Raw genomic sequence first — 19,753 nt, 5'->3', positions numbered from 1 at the left:
CGGCCGGGCCTTCCGGGGACGCGGGACTGCCGGCGGTGGCGTGGGGAGCAGGACCAGCCACGGCTCTAGCGGGCGCGGACAGGCAGGCTCGGCATGCCCAGTGAGACGCCGGATGTCCCGCCGGCCCCGGAGCTGCCGCCGGCCGGGGCGCCGCAGGAGTCGGCCTGGGACCTGTCCCACGCGTCGCCGGCGCGGGAACGGCGCACGCTGTAGTCGGCGGCCGACGCCGGGTCTGCGACCAGGTGGAACGCCGCGGCCTCGGTGATTGTCACCGTGACGAGGTCTCCGGGCCGGGGTGTTTCGGCGCCGTCGGGCACCGAGAAGTGCACCAGCCGCTGGTCCTGGGCCCGGCCGGAGAGCCGGTGGGTTTCCTCCGCCTTGCGGCCCGACTGGGCCGTGACCATGACCTCGACGCGGCGGCCGAGCTGCCGGGCGTTCTCCTCCGCGGCGATCCGGTCCTGCAGGGCAGTGAGCCGTTCGAAGCGTTCCTGCACCACGGCCTTCGGCAGTTGATCCGGGAGCTCCGCAGCGGGCGTGCCGGGGCGTTTGGAGTACTGGAAGGTAAACGCGGTGGCGAAGCGGGACTTTTCCACGACGTCGAGCGTGGCTTGGAAGTCCTCCTCGGTTTCGCCCGGGAACCCGACGATGATGTCGGTCGAGATGGCGGCGTGCGGCATCTTCTCCCGCACCTTGTCCAGAATGCCGAGGAACCTGGCGGACCGGTAGGACCGTTTCATCTCCCGGAGGACCTTATCGGAACCGGACTGCAGCGGCATGTGCAGTTGCGGCATGACGTTGGGCGTCTCGGCCATGGCGTCGATGACGTCGTCGGTGAAGGCGGCCGGGTGCGGGCTGGTGAACCGGACGCGTTCCAGGCCGGGGATCTCGCCGCAGGCGCGCAGCAGTTTGGAGAAGGCCTGCCGGTCGCCGAACTCGACGCCGTAGGAGTTCACGTTCTGGCCCAGCAGTGTGACCTCGATCGCGCCGTCGTCGACGAGGGCCTGGATCTCGGCGAGGATGTCGCCGGGCCGCCGGTCCTTTTCCTTGCCCCGCAGGGCGGGGACGATGCAGAACGTGCAGGTGTTGTTGCAGCCGACCGAGATGGAGACCCAGCCCGCGTAGACGGAGTCGCGTTTGGTGGGCAGCGTGGAAGGGAACACGTCCAGCGATTCGAGGATTTCCAGTTGCGCCTCGTCGTTGTGGCGGGCGCGGTCCAGCAGCGCGGGCAGGGCGCCGACGTTGTGTGTTCCGAAGACAGCATCGACCCAGGGCGCCCGCTTGAGGATGGTCTCGCGGTCTTTCTGCGCGAGGCAGCCGCCGACGGCGATCTGCATGCCCGGGTTGGCGTCCTTGACCGGACGGAGCATGCCGAGGTTGCCGTAGAGCTTGTTGTCGGCGTTTTCCCGCACGGCGCAGGTGTTGAAGACCACGACGTCGGCCACCTCGCCGTCGGAGCGGATGTAGCCGGCGGCTTCGAGCATGCCGGACATCCGCTCGGAATCGTGCACGTTCATCTGGCAGCCGAAGGTCCGTACCTGGTAGGTGCGGGCCGGCGCCGGCGGCAGGACTGTTCCGACCGCCGCGTTGTCGGCGGAGGATTCGGCTGGGGAGGGAATGGTCAGACTCACCTGTTAAGGGTACCGGTTCGGTGCGGACACGTTTCGCGGGCCATGTTTAGTCTGGCCAGGTCAGGCATCGCTGTCTGCTTCCTCGAGGGCCGCTGCCACCGCTTCGCCGACGATCCGGAAGGCCTGTGAGGGCTGGTAGCCCTTGCGTGCGAGCATGGCCACCAGCCGGCGCACGGACTTGTCCCGCTCCGCGCGGTCCTCGAGACCCCGGGCGTTCCGCAGCTTCCGGACCACGAGTTCCCGGGCCAAGGCTTCCTCGTCCTCGTCGCTGACCTGCTCGAGGGCGCCGGCAGCGGTCTCCTCGTCGATGCCCTTCTCTGCCAGCTCCCGGCGCAGGGCGCCCTTGGCCAGCTTCCGGGTCTGGGACCGGCTCCGCACCCACATCTGCGCAAACTCGGCGTCGTCGATGAGGCGGACCTCTTCGAAGCGGTCGAGGACGGCCCCGGCCACGTCCTCCGGAATGTTGCGTTCGGCCAGTTTGCGGGCGAGCTGCAGCCTGCTCTTGGGCGAGTTGGTGAGCTGGCGCAGCACGACGGCACGGGCTAGTGCGGCAGGATCGGCGTCGATGTCCTGCTCCGGTGCCGGCGGGGCGGCCCCTCCGGGGCCCGGGTGATCGAGTCCCGCGTGATCGGGAACTGTGTCGCCGTCAACGACGCCGGGGCCAGGATTCCGGGAAGGGAATCCTGGCCCCTGGCGGCGTCGCGCGGCGGAACCCCGGCTGTTAGAAGCCGTCAACGGCCTTCAGCTTCGGCGATTCCTCGGGTTCGGCAGCCTTGACTCCCACACCCAGCTTTTCCTTGATCAGGCGCTCGAGCTCGGCGGCCAGTTCCGGGTTGTCTCGCAGGAAGCGGCGGGAGTTCTCCATGCCCTGGCCCAGCTGGTCCCCGTCGTAGGTGAACCAAGAACCGGACTTCTTGATCAGGCCGTGCTCGACACCCATGTCGATGATGCCGCCCTCGCGGGAAATGCCCTGGCCATAGATGATGTCGAATTCGGCGATCTTGAAGGGCGGAGCCATCTTGTTCTTGACGATCTTGGCCTTAGTGCGGTTGCCGACGGAGTCCGCGCCCTCCTTGAGGGTCTGGATGCGGCGGACGTCGATGCGGATGGAGGCGTAGAACTTCAGCGCCTTGCCGCCGGTGGTGGTTTCCGGGGAGCCGAAGAACACCCCGATCTTCTCGCGCAGCTGGTTGATGAAAATAGCGGTGGTTTTGGTTTGGCTCAACCGGCCGGTGATCTTACGCAGTGCCTGGCTCATCAGCCGGGCCTGGAGGCCGACGTGGCTGTCGCCCATGTCGCCTTCGATTTCGGCGCGGGGCACCAGTGCGGCGACGGAGTCGATGACGATGACGTCCAGCGAACCGGAGCCAATCAGCATGTCCATGATCTCGAGGGCCTGCTCACCGGTGTCCGGCTGGGAGACCAGGAGCGCGTCGGTGTCGACGCCCAGCTTGGCTGCATATTCCGGATCGAGGGCGTGCTCGGCGTCGATGAAGGCGGCGATGCCGCCCAAGCGCTGGGCGTTGGCTACGGCGTGCAGCGCGACGGTGGTTTTACCGGAGGACTCGGGGCCGTAAATCTCGACCACGCGGCCGCGCGGCAGGCCGCCAATGCCGAGGGCCACGTCCAGCGCGATGGAACCGGTCGGGATGACCTCAATGGGCGCACGCACTTCGTCGCCCAGGCGCATGACCGAGCCTTTGCCGAACTGCTTGTCGATCTGGGCAAGCGCTGCGTCGAGCGCCTTCTGGCGATCCGGGGCTGCGGCCATGTTTCGCACCTCTAATACTTTCTCGCTGGAGAGTGGCCTTCACGGCCGTTGTAATTTCATCACTGACGCTAGCGGCGGCCACTGACAAAGTTGCCGCCGTCGTCGCGTATGTGGAAAACGCACTGGAAAAAGCATAGCCCGACCCGAACAGATATTCGAACAATCGGACGGCGTGTCAGCCGCGGCTCCCGGTAGCCCGCCAGGTCCGGGCGGCCAGGCCCGCGCTCAGCGCGGCTTGACGTCCCGGCCGAGCCGCCGCTCGGCCGGGACGTCCTGGACATCGCACAGTGCCGCCCAGACCTGCCTGGGGGGCACCCCGGCGCTAAGGGCCTGGTCGGCGGTGCGGCCGCCCACGCCGGCCAGCACGAGGGAGCTGCTGAGGACACGGGAATACCCCGCCCCGAACTCGTCGTCCATTAGACGCCAGAAGTCGCTGATTCTCACCGGTAAAGTCTCTCACGGGCACGGACCCTAGAATGGTTGCTATGAGCAACCCACGCGACACCGCCCCGGAACCGGCGCTAGTTTCCGGGCCCGGCGATGCCTCCGCGGAGGAGGCCCTGGCCGCCGTCGAACGCCAGTTGAGCATGCTGTGGCGGCGTGCCCGTTCCATGTCGCAGCAGCTCTCCCGCCAGGTCCATCCCGAGATGGAGCCGGCGGCCTATGGGCTGCTGTCCGTGCTTCGGACCCGGGGCCCCATCCGGCTGACCGAGCTGGCCTCGTCCATCGGCGTCGGGAAGCCCTCGGTAAGTCGGCAGGTCGCGTTCCTGGAGGGCCTGGGGCTGGTAGCGAAGGAAGCCGACCCTTTGGACGGCCGCGCGCAGGCCATCAGCCTGACGGCCAAGGGGGAAGAGAAGATGCACCTGGTCCAGGATGCCCGGCGCGAGGTCTTCCGCGAACGGCTGGCGGAGTGGCCGGCCGGGGAACTCGAGGACTTTGCCCGCTACATGGCGAAGCTCAACGCCAGCTATGAACGCGACGGGTTCCGGGACGAGATTATGTAAGCCCGCCGCCGGCGCAGGTCCGGGGGACACCGAAAAGGTCCCCGGCACACCGCCGGGGACCTTTCTTGGACTTATTGGGGTGGGGCTAGCGTGCCCCGGAGAGCATTCCCGTGGTCAGCTCGTCATTCAATTCACGATCCAGGTCACGGCCGTAACGCTGGGCGAATTCCTGGGGCACCGTGTCCGGTACCGCTACGCCTTCGGCCACGGCGACGCGGTCGCTGACTTCGCGGAGCATGATGGACAACGGGACTTCCAGGGCCGAGCAAATCGAGGAGAGCAGCTCCGAGGAGGCTTCCTTCTGGCCGCGTTCCACTTCACTCAGGTAGCCGAGGGATACCCGGGCGCTGTGCGAGACTTCACGGAGGGTACGGCCTTGGCGTTGGCGGACATCGCGCAGGACATCACCGATTTCGTGGCGCAGTACGACCATCTTGCGCTCCTTCTGTTCGCTCTTTGCCTGATCGGCGAGGCCCACATCCTTCCAGCGGACAACGCCGTTCACGGATACGGGCTGCTTTACCATCTGTATCGCCTTGCTCCCTCGCTTGTTCGGTTCGCCGTTGACTGCGAACCGTATGATGACTTCATCCTAGGCGTCACCCTTCTTCGAGGGCGACACAATGTAACAACTATTCGAAATCAACTTTTGTTCCCGGCAACTTTACCCGCGGTAGCTGATCGCCGTCACGCTTTCGAGCAGCCGCTCAAGGGCGGCGCCACAGGCCAGCGCCCGGATCTCCTGACGGCTCCCCGCGAAGAGGTACTCGAACGACGTCGTTCCTGCCGGCGTGGCGAGGCCGATATGGACCGTCCCCACGGCCTTGCCGTCGTGCGGCTCCGGTCCGGCCACCCCGGTGGTGGACACGCCGACGTCGGCGCCGCAGGCTGCGCGCGCCCCCGCGGCCATCGCGGCGGCGACCTGCCCGTCCACGGAGCCGACGGCGCCGAGGAGGTCGCGGGACACCCCCAGGACATCGGCCTTGACCGAATTCGCGTAGGCAACCACGCCGCCCTGCAACATCGCGGACGCGCCGGGCGTGTCGGCGAGCACGGCGGCGACCATGCCGGCAGTGAGGGACTCCGCCGTGGCCACGGTCAGCCCGTTCTCAATGGCGCGGCCCACCGTGTGCTCGGCCAATCGGTGGAGATTCGGATGGAGACCCGGGTGCACGCCGGGCTCGGGGCTGGACTGCGGAAGACTCACGGTGTCCCCTCCTGGACCTGCTGTTTCCTGGCCCGGATGCCGCTGGCCCGCAGCTTGACGGCCTCAACAACATATTCGGCGCCGGTCCACACGGTGATCGCCAGGGCGACCATCATCACCGCGAACGCCAGGACGCCGAGCCACGGGGCGAACGAGGCGAGCGGCATGACGTACAGGAAGATCGCCGCGGTCTGGACCAGGGTCTTGAGCTTGCCGCCGCGGGAGGCCGGGATCACGCCGTAGCGGATGACGAAGAAGCGCAACGCCGTCACGCCCCATTCGCGGACCAGGATCAGGACTGTCACCCACCACGGGAGTTCGCCCAGCAGCGAGAGCATCACCAGGGCAGAGCCGATCAGCAGTTTGTCCGCGATCGGATCCGCGATCTTGCCGAAGTCGGTGATCAGGCCGCGGCTGCGGGCAATGTCGCCGTCGAGCTTGTCCGTGTAGATCGCCACCGCGAAGACGACGACGGCGGCCCAGCGCCAGGCGCCGTTCTGCGCGTGCAGGCCCGGAGCGTCGGAAACGAGGAACCAGACGAAGAAGGGCACCAGCGCGATCCGCAGCATCGTCAGGATGTTGGGCAGGTTCCAGATCCGCGGGGCGGATCCGGAGTGGGTTTCGGCGCTAGTCACCTTCCTAGGCTACCGTCTCCGCCGGCTACCGTCCGGTGAGCGACCAGGCGTCCTCGGATCCCTCGTCATCTTCGCCGGAACCGTCGGCGCCGTCGTAATATTCGATGCTTTGCGTGCGGTTCTCCAGATCGGCGGCCACGAGGTCCTCGGCGTAGCCGCCCTGGGCGATGTTCGCGTTGGCGTTCTCGCTCAGCGCGGCGGTCTGCGAATCGGCGACCACCGGTCCCTGCTGGCCCTTCATCGCGGCGAGGACGGCGGCAAGGTCATCCGGTTTGACCAGCACGTCGCGGGCCTTGGAGCCCTCCGAGGGGCCAACCACTCCCCTGGACTCGAGCAGGTCCATCAGGCGGCCGGCCTTGGCGAAGCCGACGCGGAGCTTGCGCTGGAGCATCGACGTCGAGCCGAACTGCGTCGTGACGACAAGTTCGGTGGCCTGCAGCAGCACCTCGAGGTCGTCCCCGATGTCGTCATCGATCTGTTTCTTCTGCGCCTCAGGGGCGACGTCGTCACGGTAGACGGCCTTGAGCTGGCCCTTGACGTGTTCGACCACTTTGTGGATCTCGGACTCGGTGACCCAGGCGCCCTGCACGCGCATCGCCTTGGAGGCGCCCATCGGCAGGAAGAGCGCGTCGCCCTGGCCGATCAGCTTTTCGGCGCCGGGCTGGTCCAGGACCACCCGGGAGTCGGTGACCGAGGAGGTGGCGAAGGCCATGCGGGACGGGACGTTGGCCTTGATCAGGCCGGTGACGACGTCGACGGAGGGGCGCTGGGTGGCGAGCACCAGGTGGATGCCGGCGGCGCGGGCCAGCTGGGTGATGCGGACAATGGAGTCTTCGACGTCACGCGGGGCCACCATCATGAGGTCGGCGAGTTCGTCAACTATTACCAGCAGGTACGGGTAGGGGCGGATCACGCGCTTGGAGTCCACCGGCGGGTGGACCTTGCCGGCCCTGACGGCCTTATTGAAGTCATCGATGTGCTTGAAGCCGTAGTTGGCGAGGTCGTCGTAGCGGGCGTCCATTTCCCGGACCACCCACTGCAGCGCCTCGGCGGCCTTTTTCGGGTTGGTGATGATCGGGGTGATGAGGTGCGGGACCCCCTCGTAAGCCGTGAGTTCCACGCGCTTTGGGTCCACCATGACCATGCGGACCTCGTCCGGGGTGGCGCGCATCAGGATCGAGGTGATCATCGAGTTCACAAAGGATGACTTGCCGGCGCCGGTGGCACCGGCCACCAGCAGGTGCGGCATCTTCGCGAGGTTGGCCACGACGTAGCCGCCCTCGACGTCCTTGCCGACGCCCATCACCATGGGGTGGTCCGTGCGGCGGGCGTTCTGGCTGCGCAACACGTCACCCAGGGACACGGTCTCGCGGTCCGAGTTGGGGATCTCGATGCCGATCGCGGACTTGCCCGGGATGGGGCTCAAGATCCGCACATCGGAGCTTGCGACGGCGTAGGAGATGTTCTTGGACAGGGCGGTGACGCGTTCCACCTTGGTGCCCGCGGACAGTTCGATCTCGTACCGGGTCACAGTGGGGCCGCGGCTGAAGCCGGTCACCTGGGCGTCCACGTTGAATTGGTTCAGCGTGTCCGTCAGGGAGGCGACGATGGCGTCGTTGGCCTCCGTACGTTCCTTGGGGATACTGCCGGGGGTCAGCAGGTCCGACGCCGGCAGCGTGTAGGTGACGTCGCCGGCGAGCGAGAGCTGTTCGGTCCGCTGCGGGATCGGGGTGGGTAACGGCGCCGGGGCGACCGGATTTGCCGGTACCGTGGCCGCTGCCGCGGCGCCGGCGCTCAGGGAGGGGTTCAGCGACCCGGCGGCGATCATGCCCGGGGTGACGAGCGGGATTGCCTCGGTGGCGTTCTCCGCCGCGCCGGCCGCCGTCGTGCCCAGGCCCTGGGCTGCCTTGATCTTCTCCATGGCAATCTCGGCCTGGGTGGGCCGCCGCACGCCTGGCGCCACGGCCCTGGAACCCTTGGCGCTGTGGGCACTCCCGGTGTCCCCGGGATCTTCGTCGTCGACAACGGCATGCTCGAAGGCTTCGTCGCCGACGTAGCCTTCGAGCCGGGCGTCGTCGTCCTGGTTCTTGCCGAAGAGGCGCCTGCGCTTCTTCTTGGGCGCGGGGGCCTCATTTTCGTACAGGTAGCTGCGGTCGTGGCCGTCGTGGTCGGCTTCTTCCTGCAGGTCGATGCCCATCAGGTGCTCATAGGCGTCGCGGAGCCGGGACGGGATCGCGCCAAACGGAGTGGCGGTGACGATCAGCAGCGAGGTGAAGGCCAGCAGACCGTAGAGCGCCACCGGAACGGCGGCATGGATGGTGGCCAGCGGCGCGGCCGCCAGGTAGCCCAGCATGCCGCCGGCATGGCGCAGCCCGTCGAAGCCGTCGGCGACGGTCGGCTGGCCGCCGATGATGTGCGCCAGGCCGCAACCGGCAAACGTCATGATGAGGAAGCCGATGCCGATCCGGTTGTTGCCGCGGCCGTCCACGGGCTGGCGGAACAGCCGGAAGGCGCAGACGAACAGCATCAACGGCAGTAGCAGGGACATCCAGCCGAAGGTGCCGTTGACGATGCCGAAGACCAGGTCGGGGAACCAGCCCTGGAAACCCCACCAGGCAAACGTGGCGATGAAGACGCCGAGGGCGAGGTTGAACAGGGCGGCGCCGTCGCGGCGGTCGGCCGGGTCCAGGTCGCTGACATCCTGGCCGATCCTGCGGATGCCGGCACCGACCACGTGGCCGACCCCCAGCCAGGCGCCGGCAACTACCCGGGCAAGCCAGGGCTGCCGCGGTTCGACGGCGGCCAGCTGCCGGGTGCGCGCGGTCCCCTGCGAACGGCTGGGCTTGGACGCAGCTGCGCCGGAGCCCCGGGCCGGAGAGCTGCCGGATTTGCCCCGGCCGTTTCCGCTGGAGTTGCCGCTGGAGTTGCCTCTAGGCGCGGAGGAGGTGCGTGTCGCCATAGCTGCAACGGTACCCGACGCCGGGCCCTCAACCGTGGATGTCCGGGCCGGACGGGGACCATGTTGGGCGGCTCTGAGCCGCCAATTCGAGTCCGGCACAGAAAACGGCCTTCCCCGCCGGCCGCCGTCGGAGGACGGTGCCGGCGGGGAAGGCCGTAGCGTTGTTGCTTTATAACTGCTGCTTAGTTCCAGGTGCTGGTGCCCGGGCGCGGCGCTTAGGCTTCGAGGACCACCGGGATGATCATGGGCTTGCGGCGCAGCTTGCGGTTGACCCAGGTACCCACAACGCGGCGGACAACCTGCTGGAGCTGCTGCGAGGTGTGGTCCCGGTTCTGGACGGCTTCCTCGAGCGCTGCGTTGATCTTGGGGATGATCTCGTCGAAGACCGAATCGTCCTCGGCCACGCCGCGGGCGTGGATTTCGGGCCCGGAGACCACCTTGCCGGTGGCGCGGTGGATGACGGTGATGATGGAGATGAATCCCTCATCGCCGAGCGTCTGGCGGTCCTTGAGGTCGGCTTCGGTAACTTCGCCGACGCTGGAACCGTCCACGTAGACGAATCCGACCTCGACCTGGCCCACGACGTCGGCCTGGTGGTCGCGGAGATCGATGACGGTGCCGTTGTCGGCCAGCAGGATGCTCTCCTCGGGAACGCCCGATTCGAGCGCGATCTTGCCGTTGGCGATCAGGTGGCGCGTCTCGCCGTGCACCGGCATCGCGTTGAGCGGCTCCAGAATGTTGTAGCAGTAGAGGAGCTCGCCGGCGGCGGCGTGGCCGGAGACGTGGACCTTGGCGTTGCCCTTGTGGATGACGTCGGCGCCGAGCTTGAGCAGGCCGTTAATGATGCGGAAGACGGCGTTCTCGTTGCCCGGGATGAGGCTGGACGCGAGGATCACGGTGTCACCCTGGCCGACGACGACGCGGTGGTCGCCGTTCGCCATGCGGGACAGCGCCGCCATCGGTTCGCCCTGGGAGCCGGTGGACATCAGGACCACGCGGTTGTCCGGCAGGTTGTCGATGTTCTTGATGTCGACCAGGATGCCGTCCGGCACCTCGAGGTAGCCCAGTTTCGCGGCGATGGTCATGTTGCGGACCATGGAGCGGCCGACGAAAGCCACCTTGCGGTTGTGGTTCGCGGCAGCGTCGAGGACCTGCTGGACGCGGTGCACGTGCGAGGAGAAGGAGGCCACGATGATCCGTTTGGAAGCCTGGCCGAAGAGCCGGTCCAGGGTGGGGCCGATTTCCTTTTCCGCGGTGGTGAAGCCGGGGACGTCGGCGTTCGTGGAGTCGGACATGAACAGGTCCACGCCTTCTTCGCCGAGCTTGGCGAAGTGGCGCAGGTCGGTGATCCGGCCGTCGAGGGGAAGCTGGTCCATCTTGAAGTCACCGGTGTGCAGGACGGAGCCGCCCGAGGTGCGCAGGAAGACGGCGAGGGCATCCGGGATCGAGTGGTTTACGGCCACGAATTCGCATTCGAAGGGGCCGAACTTCTGGACCTGGCCCTCGCTCACGATCATGGTGGTCGGCTTGATCCGGTGTTCCTGCAGCTTCGCTTCGATCAGGGCCAACGTCAGCTGGGAGCCCACGAGCGGGATGTCGTTGCGCAGGCGCAGCAGGTAGGGAACGGCGCCGATGTGGTCCTCGTGGCCGTGCGTCAGGACGACGGCGACGATGTCCTGGAGACGGTCCTTGATGTAGGAGAAATCAGGCAGGATCAGATCGACGCCGGGCTGGGTTTCCTCGGGGAAGAGGACACCGCAGTCAACAATGAGAAGCTTGCCGTCAATTTCGAAGACCGTCATGTTGCGGCCGATCTCCCCGAGTCCGCCGAGCGGCACGATCCGCAGGGTGTTCTTGGGCAGTTTCGGCGGTGTGACGAGGCCGGGAAGGGCGGTTTGGGTCATAGTGCACTACTTTCCAGCGGAGCAGGAGTTGTCTTCTCCTGATCCGGCAAGGCTGCCGGATCAGGAGAAGACGAGTCCTGCTTCCGCCAAGTCCTCGCGGATCGTTTCGATCTCGGCTTCGCCCGGCTCCACGAGGGGCAAACGGACAACCGAGTTGGGCAGGACTCCCTGCCACTTAAGAACTTGCTTCGCAGCAACAGCACCCTGGATATGGGTCATCACTGCACGGACCACGGGGTCCAGTTCGAAATGTATGGTGCGGGCGGTGGCAAAATCGCCTGCAAGTGCGGCGTCGATCATCGCACGGAACTGCTTGGTGGCCACGTGGGCCGAGACGCTGACGAGGCCGACGGCGCCGGCGGCCATCCACGGCAGGGTCAGTCCGTCATCACCGGAGTAGACGTCCAGGTCAGTATTCGCCATCACGCGGGTGACGGCGGCGAAGTCGGCCTTCGCGTCCTTAAGGGCGACGATGCGGGGGTGGTCCGCGAGCCGGATCATGGTTTCCGGCAGGATCGGCACACCTGCCCGGCCCGGAATGTCGTAGACCATGACGGGAAGGTCAGCGGCGTCGGCGACAGCTTCGATGTGGGCCTGGATTCCGGCCTGGCTCGGCTTGTTGTAGTACGGCGTGACGATCAGCTGGCCATGGGCGCCTGCCTTGACTGCCCGCTTGGCCATCTCGATCGAGTGCGAGGTGTGGTTGGTGCCCGTGCCGGCGATGACTTTGGCACGGTCTCCCACCGCTTCGACGATGACACGGAACAACTGTTCCTTTTCGTCGTCTTCCAACGTGGAGGTTTCCCCCGTGGTGCCGGAGATGACGAGGGCGTCGTTGCCGTCGTCGACGAGCTTGTTGGCCAGTTCCGCGGACCGCTGATAGTCGACCCCACCGTCGTTGGTGAACGGAGTGACCATGGCGGTCACAAGGGTTCCGAACGTGTAGGAGCGAATGTCAGAGTCAGCCATAGGAAAAACGTTACCCTGTCACCGGCTTGTTAGAACAATGGCGCTGGCGTGATGCGCGTCAAATTCGGCCCTCCTGCGTCGCGGTGGCCGGCCGGCCGGGGCGCGGCGCGGTGGCGGCGGGATGCGGCGCCGGAGCGGCGCAATAGCGGCTCACAGCGTCTTCGCGCAGGGCTTCGGCCCATGCCGTAAGCCGCTGGGCAGCTCGGACGTAGTGGAACAACTCCGTCGGGGTGAGCGCCTCCAGATCCGTCTCGGCGAGCCGGCGTGCCAACTCGGCGCCGGGCGCTTGGGCGGAGAGGGCGGTGCCCTCCTGATGCCACTGGACGTCTTCCGCAGGCTCCCCCGCAACCAGCCGCCGGAAAAGGAAATCGACGACGCCCGGGCTCATGGCCTTGAGCACGCCGTCCCCTTCGTGGGGACCGCCTGTTTTGAAGGAACCGTCTGTCGTGTAGGAAGCGTCGGGAGCCGGGTCGGATGCGTGGTTCATGCTGTCATAATATTCGAACATATATTCGAATACAAGGCGGTGCCGTTGGTCAGGACCTGTGCCGCCCCGGTCCTGGGCGACCCCGGCGCGGACGCCGGACATGAGACGATCGGATGATGACCTCGCGCGGCACGGCTACACCTTCCAGGACGGCCGGGGGCAAGCGGCAGCGGCCCGGCTGACCGGCGTCGACGCGGCCCGGGGGCTGGCGTTGCTGGGCATGATGGCCACGCATGTGCTCCCCACGTTCGAGTCCGACGCACAGCTCACGCCTACCTGGGTCGGGCTGGCCTTTTCCGGGCGGGCGGCGGCACTCTTTGCCGTTCTCGCGGGGATCGGACTGGCGCTCTCCACGGGAAGGGCGCGCCCGCTGGAGGGCGCAGAGCTCTGTGCGGCCCGCCGCGGTATCGCGCTGCGGGCGCTGGTGGTGGGCGCCGTCGGACTCTCCCTTGGCGGCCTGAAACTCAACATCGCCGTGATCCTGGTCCACTATGCGCTGCTGTTCCTCTGCGTGCTGCCGTTCATCGGGCTGCGCCCGAAACACCTTTGGGGCCTGGCTGCGGCCTGGCTGCTGGCCACGCCGGTCCTGGCCTACCTCCTCCGGCCGTGGCTGCTGGCCGCCGAGCCGCCCTTGCGGCTTGGCCACAACCCCGGCTGGGAGGACCTGGCCACCCCCGCCCGGTTGCTCGGCGACTTGTTCCTGACCGGCTACTACCCCGTCCTGCAATGGCTCGCCTACCTGCTGATCGGTCTGGCGATCGGCAGGTTGGCCCTCACGGCGGCGGCGGTTCCGGCACTCCTGCTGGCGGCCGGAACAGTTGCCGCGGTTGGTACCAGATGGCTGAGCACGGTGATGATGGAGGACTGGGGCGGACGGGCGGCCCTGCAGGAGCAGCTGGGCGATCCGTCGTATCCCCTGGCGAGCCTGCTGCAGGTGAACCTCGCCGGGATCGACCAGTCCGGGTCTGGGTGGTGGCTGGCTTCAAGCGCCCCGCATTCGGGTACCACGCTGGACCTGCTGCACACGTCCGGGGTTGCCGCCGCGGTGGTGGGTCTTTGTCTGCTCCTGAGACGCCTCGCCGATTGGGTGGAGCTGGATCTACTCTTGCCGTTGCGGGGCGCCGGCGCCTTGACCCTGAGCCTCTACACGGCACACCTGTGCGTGATGGCGTCCCTGTACGGTCATCCGCTCCCTGGCGGCTGGAGCGCGGAAGGCGTGTATTGGTCGCAGGCCGTCGTGGTCTTGATCCTGGGCGGTGTGTTCGCGAAGCTGGCCTGGCGTGGACCGTTGGAGTGGGTGGGCCATGCGGCCAACCGGCTGGGCCGCGGCGGCCGGGCCGGCCTCCGCTAAGCGCACGCCTCCGCTGAGCGCCGGCCTCCGCGGCCGCCGGACCCGCCTCCGCTGAGCGCCGGACTCCGCTAAGCGCCGGTCGCCGGCGACGGGGCGCGGAAGAGACGGACTGCGTCGCGCATGGACGCGCGGGCACGCTTGCGGTCCCCGGCAGCGTCGTAGGCGCAGCTGAGCCGGAACCAGGAGCGCCAGTCCTCCGGCGCTGCCTCGGCTTCCGCCCGGTACTTCTCGAACTCCAGGTCCGCAGCCTCGCGGATGATCCGGCCGGCGGGCGTACGCGGCAGGGTATCCTCGGGCAGGCCGCCTTCCGCCTCCAGGATCTTGGCCATCCGTTCGGTCCGGGCTCCGAAGAGCAGCTCCCGCACGAGCGCCCAGGCACCAACGATCGGCAACAGCAGGTACGCGACTCCGAGGGCCTTCGCGACCAGGTTGGGATCGGATAGCAGCAGTACCGAGCGCTGCAGCGACACCACCAGGTAGAACACCAGCAGGAGCGTCACCGCACCCACCCAGATCTTGGTGCGGTTGGCCTTGAATGCTGTCAGGACGTTGGCCATCAGAGGCCCAGATCCAGGTAACCGTCCAGGCCCACGGTGAGGCCCGGGTTCGCTGCGACGTTGCGCACGCCCAGCAGCACGCCGGGCATGAAGGAGGCCCGGTCGAAGGAATCGTGACGGAAGGTCAGCTGCTCCCCCGGGCCGCCCAGCAGGACCTCCTGGTGCGCGACGAGTCCGCGGAGGCGGACGCTGTGGACGCGGACGCCGTCGACCTCGCAGCCGCGTGCCCCCGGGCGTTCACTGGTGGTGGCATCCGGGCTGGCCGCGACGCCGGCCTCGGCGCGCTCCGCGGCAATCAGCGCGGCGGTGCGCACTGCTGTGCCCGAGGGCGCATCCACCTTGTCCGGGTGGTGGAGCTCAATGATTTCGACCGACTCGAAGTAACGGGACGCCTTCGCGGCGAAGGCGGAAGCCAGGACCGAGCCGAGCGCGAAATTCGGGGCAATCAGGACACCGACGCCGGGCCGGTCCTCGAGGAGCGCCTCAAGCCGCGAGAGGCGGTTAGGGTCCCAGCCGGTGGTGCCAACGACTGCGTGGATGCCGTGTTCGACGGCGAACGCGACGTTCGCTTCGGTGCTGTCGGGAACGGTCAGGTCCACCACAATGCGGGCACCGGAGTCCACCAGCGCGTCGAGTGAATCGTTCCGGCCCAGGGCCGCGACGAGTTTGAGGTCTTCGGCGGCTTCGACGGCCTTGACGGCCTCGGCGCCCATGCGTCCGTTGGCGCCCAGAACGGCGACGGCGAGTTGTTCGGTCATGCCGTCAACCCTACCGCCGCGGCACACCCCGGCTGGAACCGGGACCCTGGCGTTACCCGCCGGCACCCACCCACTCGACGGTGCCGTCGGCGAAGAACTGTTCCTTCCAGACCGGAACCTGGTCCTTGATCCGGTCCACGAGTTCGGAGCACACCGCGAAGGCCTGCCCCCGGTGCGCGGCGGAGACGGCGCAGACCAGGGCGGGGTCGCCGATCTCCAGCATGCCGATCCGGTGCGCGGCCCAGATCCGTACCGGCTGGGCGGTGCCGTCCGCGGCGGCGGGTGCGTGCTCGGCGGCAAGCTGCGCGACGACGTCGGCCATCACCTGGTGCGCCGTCGGATGCGCCGAGTAGCTGAGCCGGCGCACCAGTTTGCCGCCGTCGTGGTTCCGGACGACGCCGCTAAAGCTCACCACCGCCCCGGCCGTGTCCGACTCGACGGCGGCGACGGCCTGGCCCACCGAGATGGGCTCGGCGCTGAGGACTGCATGCACGATTTCAAAGCCGGCCTCAGTGTCCATGGCTGCCTTCCAGCTGGTCGCAAAGATGTCCGATGATCGGGTCCAGCACGCTCAGGCCGTCCATGACGCCCTTCGGGGATCCGGGGAGGTTGATGATGAAGGTACTTCCGGCGGCGCCGGCGTGGCCGCGGCTCAGCATGGCCATCGGCGTCTTGGCCGTCCCGGCGCTCCGCAGGCCTTCCATGATGCCGGGAATTTCCCGGTCCAGCAGCGGCAGCGTCTCTTCCGGGGTGGCGTCGGTGGGGCTGAGCCCGGTCCCGCCGCTGGTGATGATGACAGCCGGGTGCTGGGTCAGCAGCGCGCGCAGTGCACCGCCGACGGGCGCGCCGTCGGGCACCACCAGCGCGGGGAACGGCTCGAAGCCGTGTTCGGTGAGCCAGTCGGCGATGACGGGGCCGGTGAGGTCTTCGTAGACGCCGGCGGCGGCACGGGTGGAGGCGATCACGATGCCGGCTTTCCGGCCGGTGGCTTCGCCGTGGCGGTGTGGTTCGGGCTGGTTTATTCCTGGAAGGGTCACAGTGTCCAATCCCCGCTCTTGCCGCCGCTCTTGGCCAGCACCTTGATGTCCGTCAGTACCGCATGCTTGTCCACGGCCTTGATCATGTCGTACACGCTGAGGGCCGCGACGGAGGCTGCGGTGAGGGCTTCCATCTCCACCCCGGTCACGCCCCTGGTCTTGACCGTGGCGAACACGGTGACCGAGTCGGCGCCGAGCTCGAAGTCGACGGTGACTTTGGTGAGCGGCAGCGGGTGGCACAGCGGGATGAGGTCCGGGGTTTTCTTGGCGGCCAGGATTCCGGCGACCCGCGCCACGGCCAGCGCATCGCCCTTGGGCAGCTCGCCGGCACCGAGCAGGGCCAGGACCTCGGCGGTGCTGTCGACCGTGGCGGTGGCCGTGGCTTCCCGCGTGGTCTCGGCCTTGTTGGACACGTCGACCATCTGGGCGGTGCCGTCCTGCCGGAGATGGGTCAGGACCGGTTTGTCGGAGCCGCCGCTGTTCCGTGTTGGGCTGTTCCGTGTTGGGCTGCTCCGTGTTGGATTGTTACCTGGTTCGTTGTTACCTTGTGCGTTGTTCCCTGTTGCGTTCACAGCACCCATACTTCCACCTCATCGCCGACGGCGAGCGCTGCGGTTCCCACCGGGATCTGCACCAGGGCGTTGGCCCGGGCCAGGGCGTGCACCAGATGGGAGCCCGGGCCGCCTTCGAGCCGGACGGTGCCGTCCGGGCCGAGCGAGCCGCGCCGGACCTGGTGCTTGTTTTCCGGGGAGGACAGGGCCTCGGCAAGCCGGGCCCGGACCGTCGTGCGGGGCGCCGGCGAGCCGAACAATTCGGCGAGCACCGGCCGGAGGAACATCTCGAAGGAGACGAGGCAGCTGACCGGGTTCCCCGGGAAACCGAGGATGGGGACGCCGTCGAAAGTTCCGATGCCCTGCGGGCCACCCGGCTGCATGGCCACGGCACCGAATTCGACGTCGTGCCCCGCCAGCGCCTGCCGGACCACCTCGTAGGCGCCCTTGCTGACTCCCCCGGTGGTGACGATCAGATCCACCTCCGGCGCGTGGGTCTGCAGCAGCCGCGCGAGTTCTCCGGGGTCGTCTGCGGAGATGCCGGTCCGCGTCACGTTCAGGCCCGCCTGGCGCAGCGCCGAGTCGAGGAGGGTGCCGTTGGCGTCGTAGATTTTGCCGGGCTGCAGCGGCCTGCCCGGTTCCACCACCTCGTCTCCGGTCGTGACCAGCAGGACCCGCGGCACCGCATGCACCGGCACCTCGGCGAGGCCCAGCGCGGACAGCAGACCGAGCTGGCCGGGACCCAGGAAGGTCCCGGCGGCCAGCGCCGTCTGCCCGGCGGCGATGTCGCTGCCGGCGTCGCGGACGAAGTTCCCTGCCGGGGCGGCCGGCAGGCGGACCGTGGCGTCCGCTCCGGGTTCGGGAAAGGAATCCGGAACGGCCAGTTCTATCGGGACGACGGCGTCGGCTCCGGCCGGGATCGGGGCTCCCGTCATGATCGGAGCGGCGCTGCCCGGGGCCAGTGCGGCGGGTTGGGTGCCGGCCGGGATCGGGGCGGCGACGCGCAGTTCCGCGCCGCCGTCGCGGACGTCCGCACTGCGGATGGCGAAGCCGTCCATCTGCGAGTTAGCGAAGGGCGGCAGGTCCAGCGGAGCCGTGACGTCGGCGGCCAGTCCGCGGCCCAAGGCCTCCCGGAGAGGGACCGTCTGGATGCGGGCGGCCAAGGGTGCCAGCAGGGCGCGGAACTTGTCCCGGTGCGCTTCCACGGTAACGGGCCTGTGCGCGGTGCGGTGCATACGTTAGTGACCTTTGGCTCGGCGGACTAGGACTTCACGTCCACTGTAACCGTGTGGTAGCCGGTGGCCCCGTTGGGGGCCGGCGGGGCGCTGTCCTGCACCTGCGGGACGCCGTCCAGATCGGTGGCGCGGACCTGCACCTCGTAGTGTCCCGGACCCAGCGGCAGGTCGATCTTCCACTGGCACCAGGTGTCGGTGGAGAGCGCGGGCGCCAGTTCGGCTTGTTTCCAGTCGCCGCGGTTGACGCGCACTTCCACTTTGCCGATGCCGCGGTGCTGGGCCCAGGCCACGCCGCCAACGTTCACCGTCCCGGCGTTCACACTCCGCCCGCCCCGGGGCACATCGATCCGCGACGACGTCTTGATCGGCCCGCGGTCGCTCCAGCCACGCGGGGTCCAGTACGCGACGTCGTCCGCGAACCGGGTCACCTTCAGTTCGGTGACCCATTTGGTCGCCGAGACATAGCCGTAGAGCCCCGGGACGATGAGCCGGACCGGGAAGCCGTGCTCCAACGGCAACGGTTCCCCGTTCATCCCCACCACCAGCAGCGCGTCCCGGGTGTCCGTGAGCACCTCCAGCGGGGTCCCGGCCGTCCAGCCGTCGACGCTGCGCGAGAGCACCATGTCCGCCCCCGGCTTCGGGCCCGCCTGGGCCAGGAGTTCCCGGACCGGCCAGCCGAGCCAACACGCGTTGCCGATTAGGTCACCGCCCACCTCGTTGGAGACGCACGCAATCGTGATGTGCCGCTCGGTCAGGGGCTTGGCCAGCAGGGCCTCGAAGTCCAGTTCAATCTCGCGGTCCACCAGGCCGGTGACTTTGAGCTTCCATTCGCGCGGATCCACGAGCGGGACACGCAGTGCGGTGTCGATCCGGTAAAAGTCCTTGTTCGGAGTCACCAGGGGCGACAGCCCGGGCAGGCCGAACTCTGCCCCGGCGGGGATGGCCGGGGCAGCGGACGCCGGGCCGGGCAGGCGCAGTTTGCTGCGCAGTTCGGCGACGGCAGCCGCCGCGCCGCGCAGGGTGGACGCCAGTACCCCGCCCACGGCCACAATGGCCCCGGTGACGGTCAGGGACTGCAGGAAACGGCGGCGTGCCGGCCGGTCCGGCGACCCGGCCTCCGTACCCGCGGCCTCACGCGACCCGGCCTCTTGACCCGCGGCCTCACGCCACTCCCCGAGCCGGCGGATCAACCAGCGCAGCAACAGCATGCCAATCACGGCGGCCAGCAGCGGAACGGGGACGGCATTGGCGGTGGCCTCGGCCCGGCTCAGGACGGCGGCGAGGCCCGCCAGCCCAAAGACGGCGATCACGGCCACCCCGGCGAAGCGCCGGTGCCATTCCAGTACCCCGGCCAGCGCCGCCAGCCCTGCGATGACCAGCGCCATGCCGGTTAGCAGCGCCAGCTTGTCCGCCGTGCCGAAAAGAGAGATCACCTGGTCCTTGACGCCCGGCGGGACGGCGTCGATCACGGCTCCACCGACCGCGGTCACCGGCGACACCGAGGGGCTGAGCAGCCCGGCGGCGAGCTCACCCAGGACGACGCCGGCGCCGACGGCTCCCACCCCGGCCGCGGCGGCCCACCACACCGTGCGCCGGCCGGCCGGCCGAGGCGTTCCACTGAGGGCCGTATCCGGAGCGACCCGGGAGATATTCATACCTCCAGCATAGGTTCGCAACAGTCCGGGCGTGATGCCGGGCCC

The 19,753-nt window shown here is 68.3% G+C and carries 20 protein-coding genes; 2 read left to right on the top strand and 18 right to left on the bottom strand.

The window, feature by feature from the left end; genetic code table 11:
• Positions 1-65: 65 nt before the first annotated feature.
• The 4 genes from miaB to ABIB14_RS04465 all read right to left on the bottom strand — a co-directional run bounded on the left by miaB (position 66) and on the right by ABIB14_RS04465 (position 3,843).
• The gene (gene miaB, locus ABIB14_RS04480) at positions 66-1,628 is read right to left on the bottom strand and encodes a tRNA (N6-isopentenyl adenosine(37)-C2)-methylthiotransferase MiaB (RefSeq protein WP_354234341.1); all 1,563 of its coding nucleotides are present in this window, start codon (positions 1,626-1,628) and stop codon (positions 66-68) included.
• A gap of 60 nt (positions 1,629-1,688) precedes the next feature.
• On the bottom strand, positions 1,689-2,195 hold the full coding sequence (locus tag ABIB14_RS04475; RefSeq protein ID WP_354234437.1) for a regulatory protein RecX: 507 nt from the start codon (positions 2,193-2,195) through the stop codon (positions 1,689-1,691).
• A 154-nt stretch (positions 2,196-2,349) separates the two neighbouring features.
• On the bottom strand, positions 2,350-3,399 hold the full coding sequence (gene recA, locus ABIB14_RS04470) for a recombinase RecA (RefSeq protein ID WP_354234339.1): 1,050 nt from the start codon (positions 3,397-3,399) through the stop codon (positions 2,350-2,352).
• 225 nt (positions 3,400-3,624) lie between these two features.
• Positions 3,625-3,843, bottom strand: coding sequence for a DUF3046 domain-containing protein (locus tag ABIB14_RS04465; protein ID WP_354234338.1), 219 nt, complete (start codon positions 3,841-3,843; stop codon positions 3,625-3,627).
• 41 nt (positions 3,844-3,884) lie between these two features.
• Here ABIB14_RS04465 and ABIB14_RS04460 point away from each other — a divergent pair, with 41 nt between their 5' ends.
• Positions 3,885-4,403 carry a MarR family winged helix-turn-helix transcriptional regulator gene (locus ABIB14_RS04460; protein WP_354234337.1) on the top strand — a complete coding sequence of 173 codons (519 nt, stop codon included), beginning with the start codon at positions 3,885-3,887 and terminating at the stop codon, positions 4,401-4,403.
• 85 nt (positions 4,404-4,488) lie between these two features.
• Here ABIB14_RS04460 and ABIB14_RS04455 read toward each other — a convergent pair whose 3' ends face one another.
• From ABIB14_RS04455 to ABIB14_RS04425, 7 genes are all read right to left on the bottom strand, one after another.
• A complete protein-coding gene (locus tag ABIB14_RS04455) occupies positions 4,489-4,929 on the bottom strand; it encodes a helix-turn-helix domain-containing protein (RefSeq protein WP_354234336.1) in 441 nt (146 codons plus the stop codon).
• Positions 4,930-5,067: 138 nt separating this feature from the next.
• Positions 5,068-5,610, bottom strand: coding sequence for a CinA family protein (locus ABIB14_RS04450; RefSeq protein ID WP_354234335.1), 543 nt, complete (start codon positions 5,608-5,610; stop codon positions 5,068-5,070).
• On the bottom strand, positions 5,607-6,245 hold the full coding sequence (gene pgsA, locus ABIB14_RS04445; RefSeq protein WP_354234334.1) for a CDP-diacylglycerol--glycerol-3-phosphate 3-phosphatidyltransferase: 639 nt from the start codon (positions 6,243-6,245) through the stop codon (positions 5,607-5,609). The genes ABIB14_RS04450 and pgsA overlap by 4 nt, the downstream gene beginning before the upstream one ends.
• A gap of 25 nt (positions 6,246-6,270) precedes the next feature.
• Complete coding sequence (locus tag ABIB14_RS04440; protein ID WP_354234333.1) at positions 6,271-9,204, bottom strand: FtsK/SpoIIIE family DNA translocase; 2,934 nt, start codon at positions 9,202-9,204, stop codon at positions 6,271-6,273.
• 215 nt (positions 9,205-9,419) lie between these two features.
• A complete protein-coding gene (locus ABIB14_RS04435; RefSeq protein ID WP_354234332.1) occupies positions 9,420-11,108 on the bottom strand; it encodes a ribonuclease J in 1,689 nt (562 codons plus the stop codon).
• A 60-nt stretch (positions 11,109-11,168) separates the two neighbouring features.
• Positions 11,169-12,077 carry a 4-hydroxy-tetrahydrodipicolinate synthase gene (gene dapA, locus ABIB14_RS04430; RefSeq protein ID WP_354234331.1) on the bottom strand — a complete coding sequence of 303 codons (909 nt, stop codon included), beginning with the start codon at positions 12,075-12,077 and terminating at the stop codon, positions 11,169-11,171.
• Positions 12,078-12,135: 58 nt separating this feature from the next.
• Complete coding sequence (locus tag ABIB14_RS04425) at positions 12,136-12,564, bottom strand: hypothetical protein (protein WP_354234329.1); 429 nt, start codon at positions 12,562-12,564, stop codon at positions 12,136-12,138.
• A gap of 100 nt (positions 12,565-12,664) precedes the next feature.
• On the opposite strand from ABIB14_RS04425, the gene ABIB14_RS04420 reads away from it, so the two are divergent.
• Positions 12,665-13,915 carry a heparan-alpha-glucosaminide N-acetyltransferase domain-containing protein gene (locus tag ABIB14_RS04420; protein WP_354234328.1) on the top strand — a complete coding sequence of 417 codons (1,251 nt, stop codon included), beginning with the start codon at positions 12,665-12,667 and terminating at the stop codon, positions 13,913-13,915.
• Between the two features lie 68 nt (positions 13,916-13,983).
• Here ABIB14_RS04420 and ABIB14_RS04415 read toward each other — a convergent pair whose 3' ends face one another.
• The 7 genes from ABIB14_RS04415 to ABIB14_RS04385 all read right to left on the bottom strand — a co-directional run bounded on the left by ABIB14_RS04415 (position 13,984) and on the right by ABIB14_RS04385 (position 19,708).
• The gene (locus tag ABIB14_RS04415; protein ID WP_354234327.1) at positions 13,984-14,472 is read right to left on the bottom strand and encodes a hypothetical protein; all 489 of its coding nucleotides are present in this window, start codon (positions 14,470-14,472) and stop codon (positions 13,984-13,986) included.
• Positions 14,472-15,230 carry a 4-hydroxy-tetrahydrodipicolinate reductase gene (gene dapB, locus ABIB14_RS04410; RefSeq protein ID WP_354234326.1) on the bottom strand — a complete coding sequence of 253 codons (759 nt, stop codon included), beginning with the start codon at positions 15,228-15,230 and terminating at the stop codon, positions 14,472-14,474. Before dapB ends, ABIB14_RS04415 begins: the two co-directional genes overlap by 1 nt.
• A 52-nt stretch (positions 15,231-15,282) precedes the next feature.
• Positions 15,283-15,750: a molybdenum cofactor biosynthesis protein MoaE gene (locus ABIB14_RS04405; RefSeq protein ID WP_354234324.1), complete on the bottom strand. Its 468-nt coding sequence runs from the start codon at positions 15,748-15,750 to the stop codon at positions 15,283-15,285.
• Complete coding sequence (locus tag ABIB14_RS04400; RefSeq protein WP_354234323.1) at positions 15,740-16,267, bottom strand: MogA/MoaB family molybdenum cofactor biosynthesis protein; 528 nt, start codon at positions 16,265-16,267, stop codon at positions 15,740-15,742. The genes ABIB14_RS04405 and ABIB14_RS04400 overlap by 11 nt, the downstream gene beginning before the upstream one ends.
• A complete protein-coding gene (gene moaC / locus ABIB14_RS04395) occupies positions 16,264-16,722 on the bottom strand; it encodes a cyclic pyranopterin monophosphate synthase MoaC (protein WP_354234435.1) in 459 nt (152 codons plus the stop codon). The genes ABIB14_RS04400 and moaC overlap by 4 nt, the downstream gene beginning before the upstream one ends.
• 113 nt (positions 16,723-16,835) lie before the next feature.
• Complete coding sequence (locus ABIB14_RS04390) at positions 16,836-18,053, bottom strand: molybdopterin molybdotransferase MoeA (protein ID WP_354234322.1); 1,218 nt, start codon at positions 18,051-18,053, stop codon at positions 16,836-16,838.
• A 26-nt stretch (positions 18,054-18,079) separates the two neighbouring features.
• Positions 18,080-19,708 (bottom strand): molybdopterin-dependent oxidoreductase, encoded by a 1,629-nt coding sequence (locus ABIB14_RS04385; RefSeq protein ID WP_354234320.1) that lies wholly within the window; start codon positions 19,706-19,708, stop codon positions 18,080-18,082.
• Between the last annotated feature and the right edge of the window lie 45 nt (positions 19,709-19,753).

This window comes from Arthrobacter sp. UYEF3 (assembly GCF_040546245.1).
Lineage (GTDB): Bacteria > Actinomycetota > Actinomycetes > Actinomycetales > Micrococcaceae > Arthrobacter.
The sequence above is the reverse complement of the archived record's forward strand: the minus strand, read 5'-3'. Positions and strand labels throughout refer to the sequence as shown.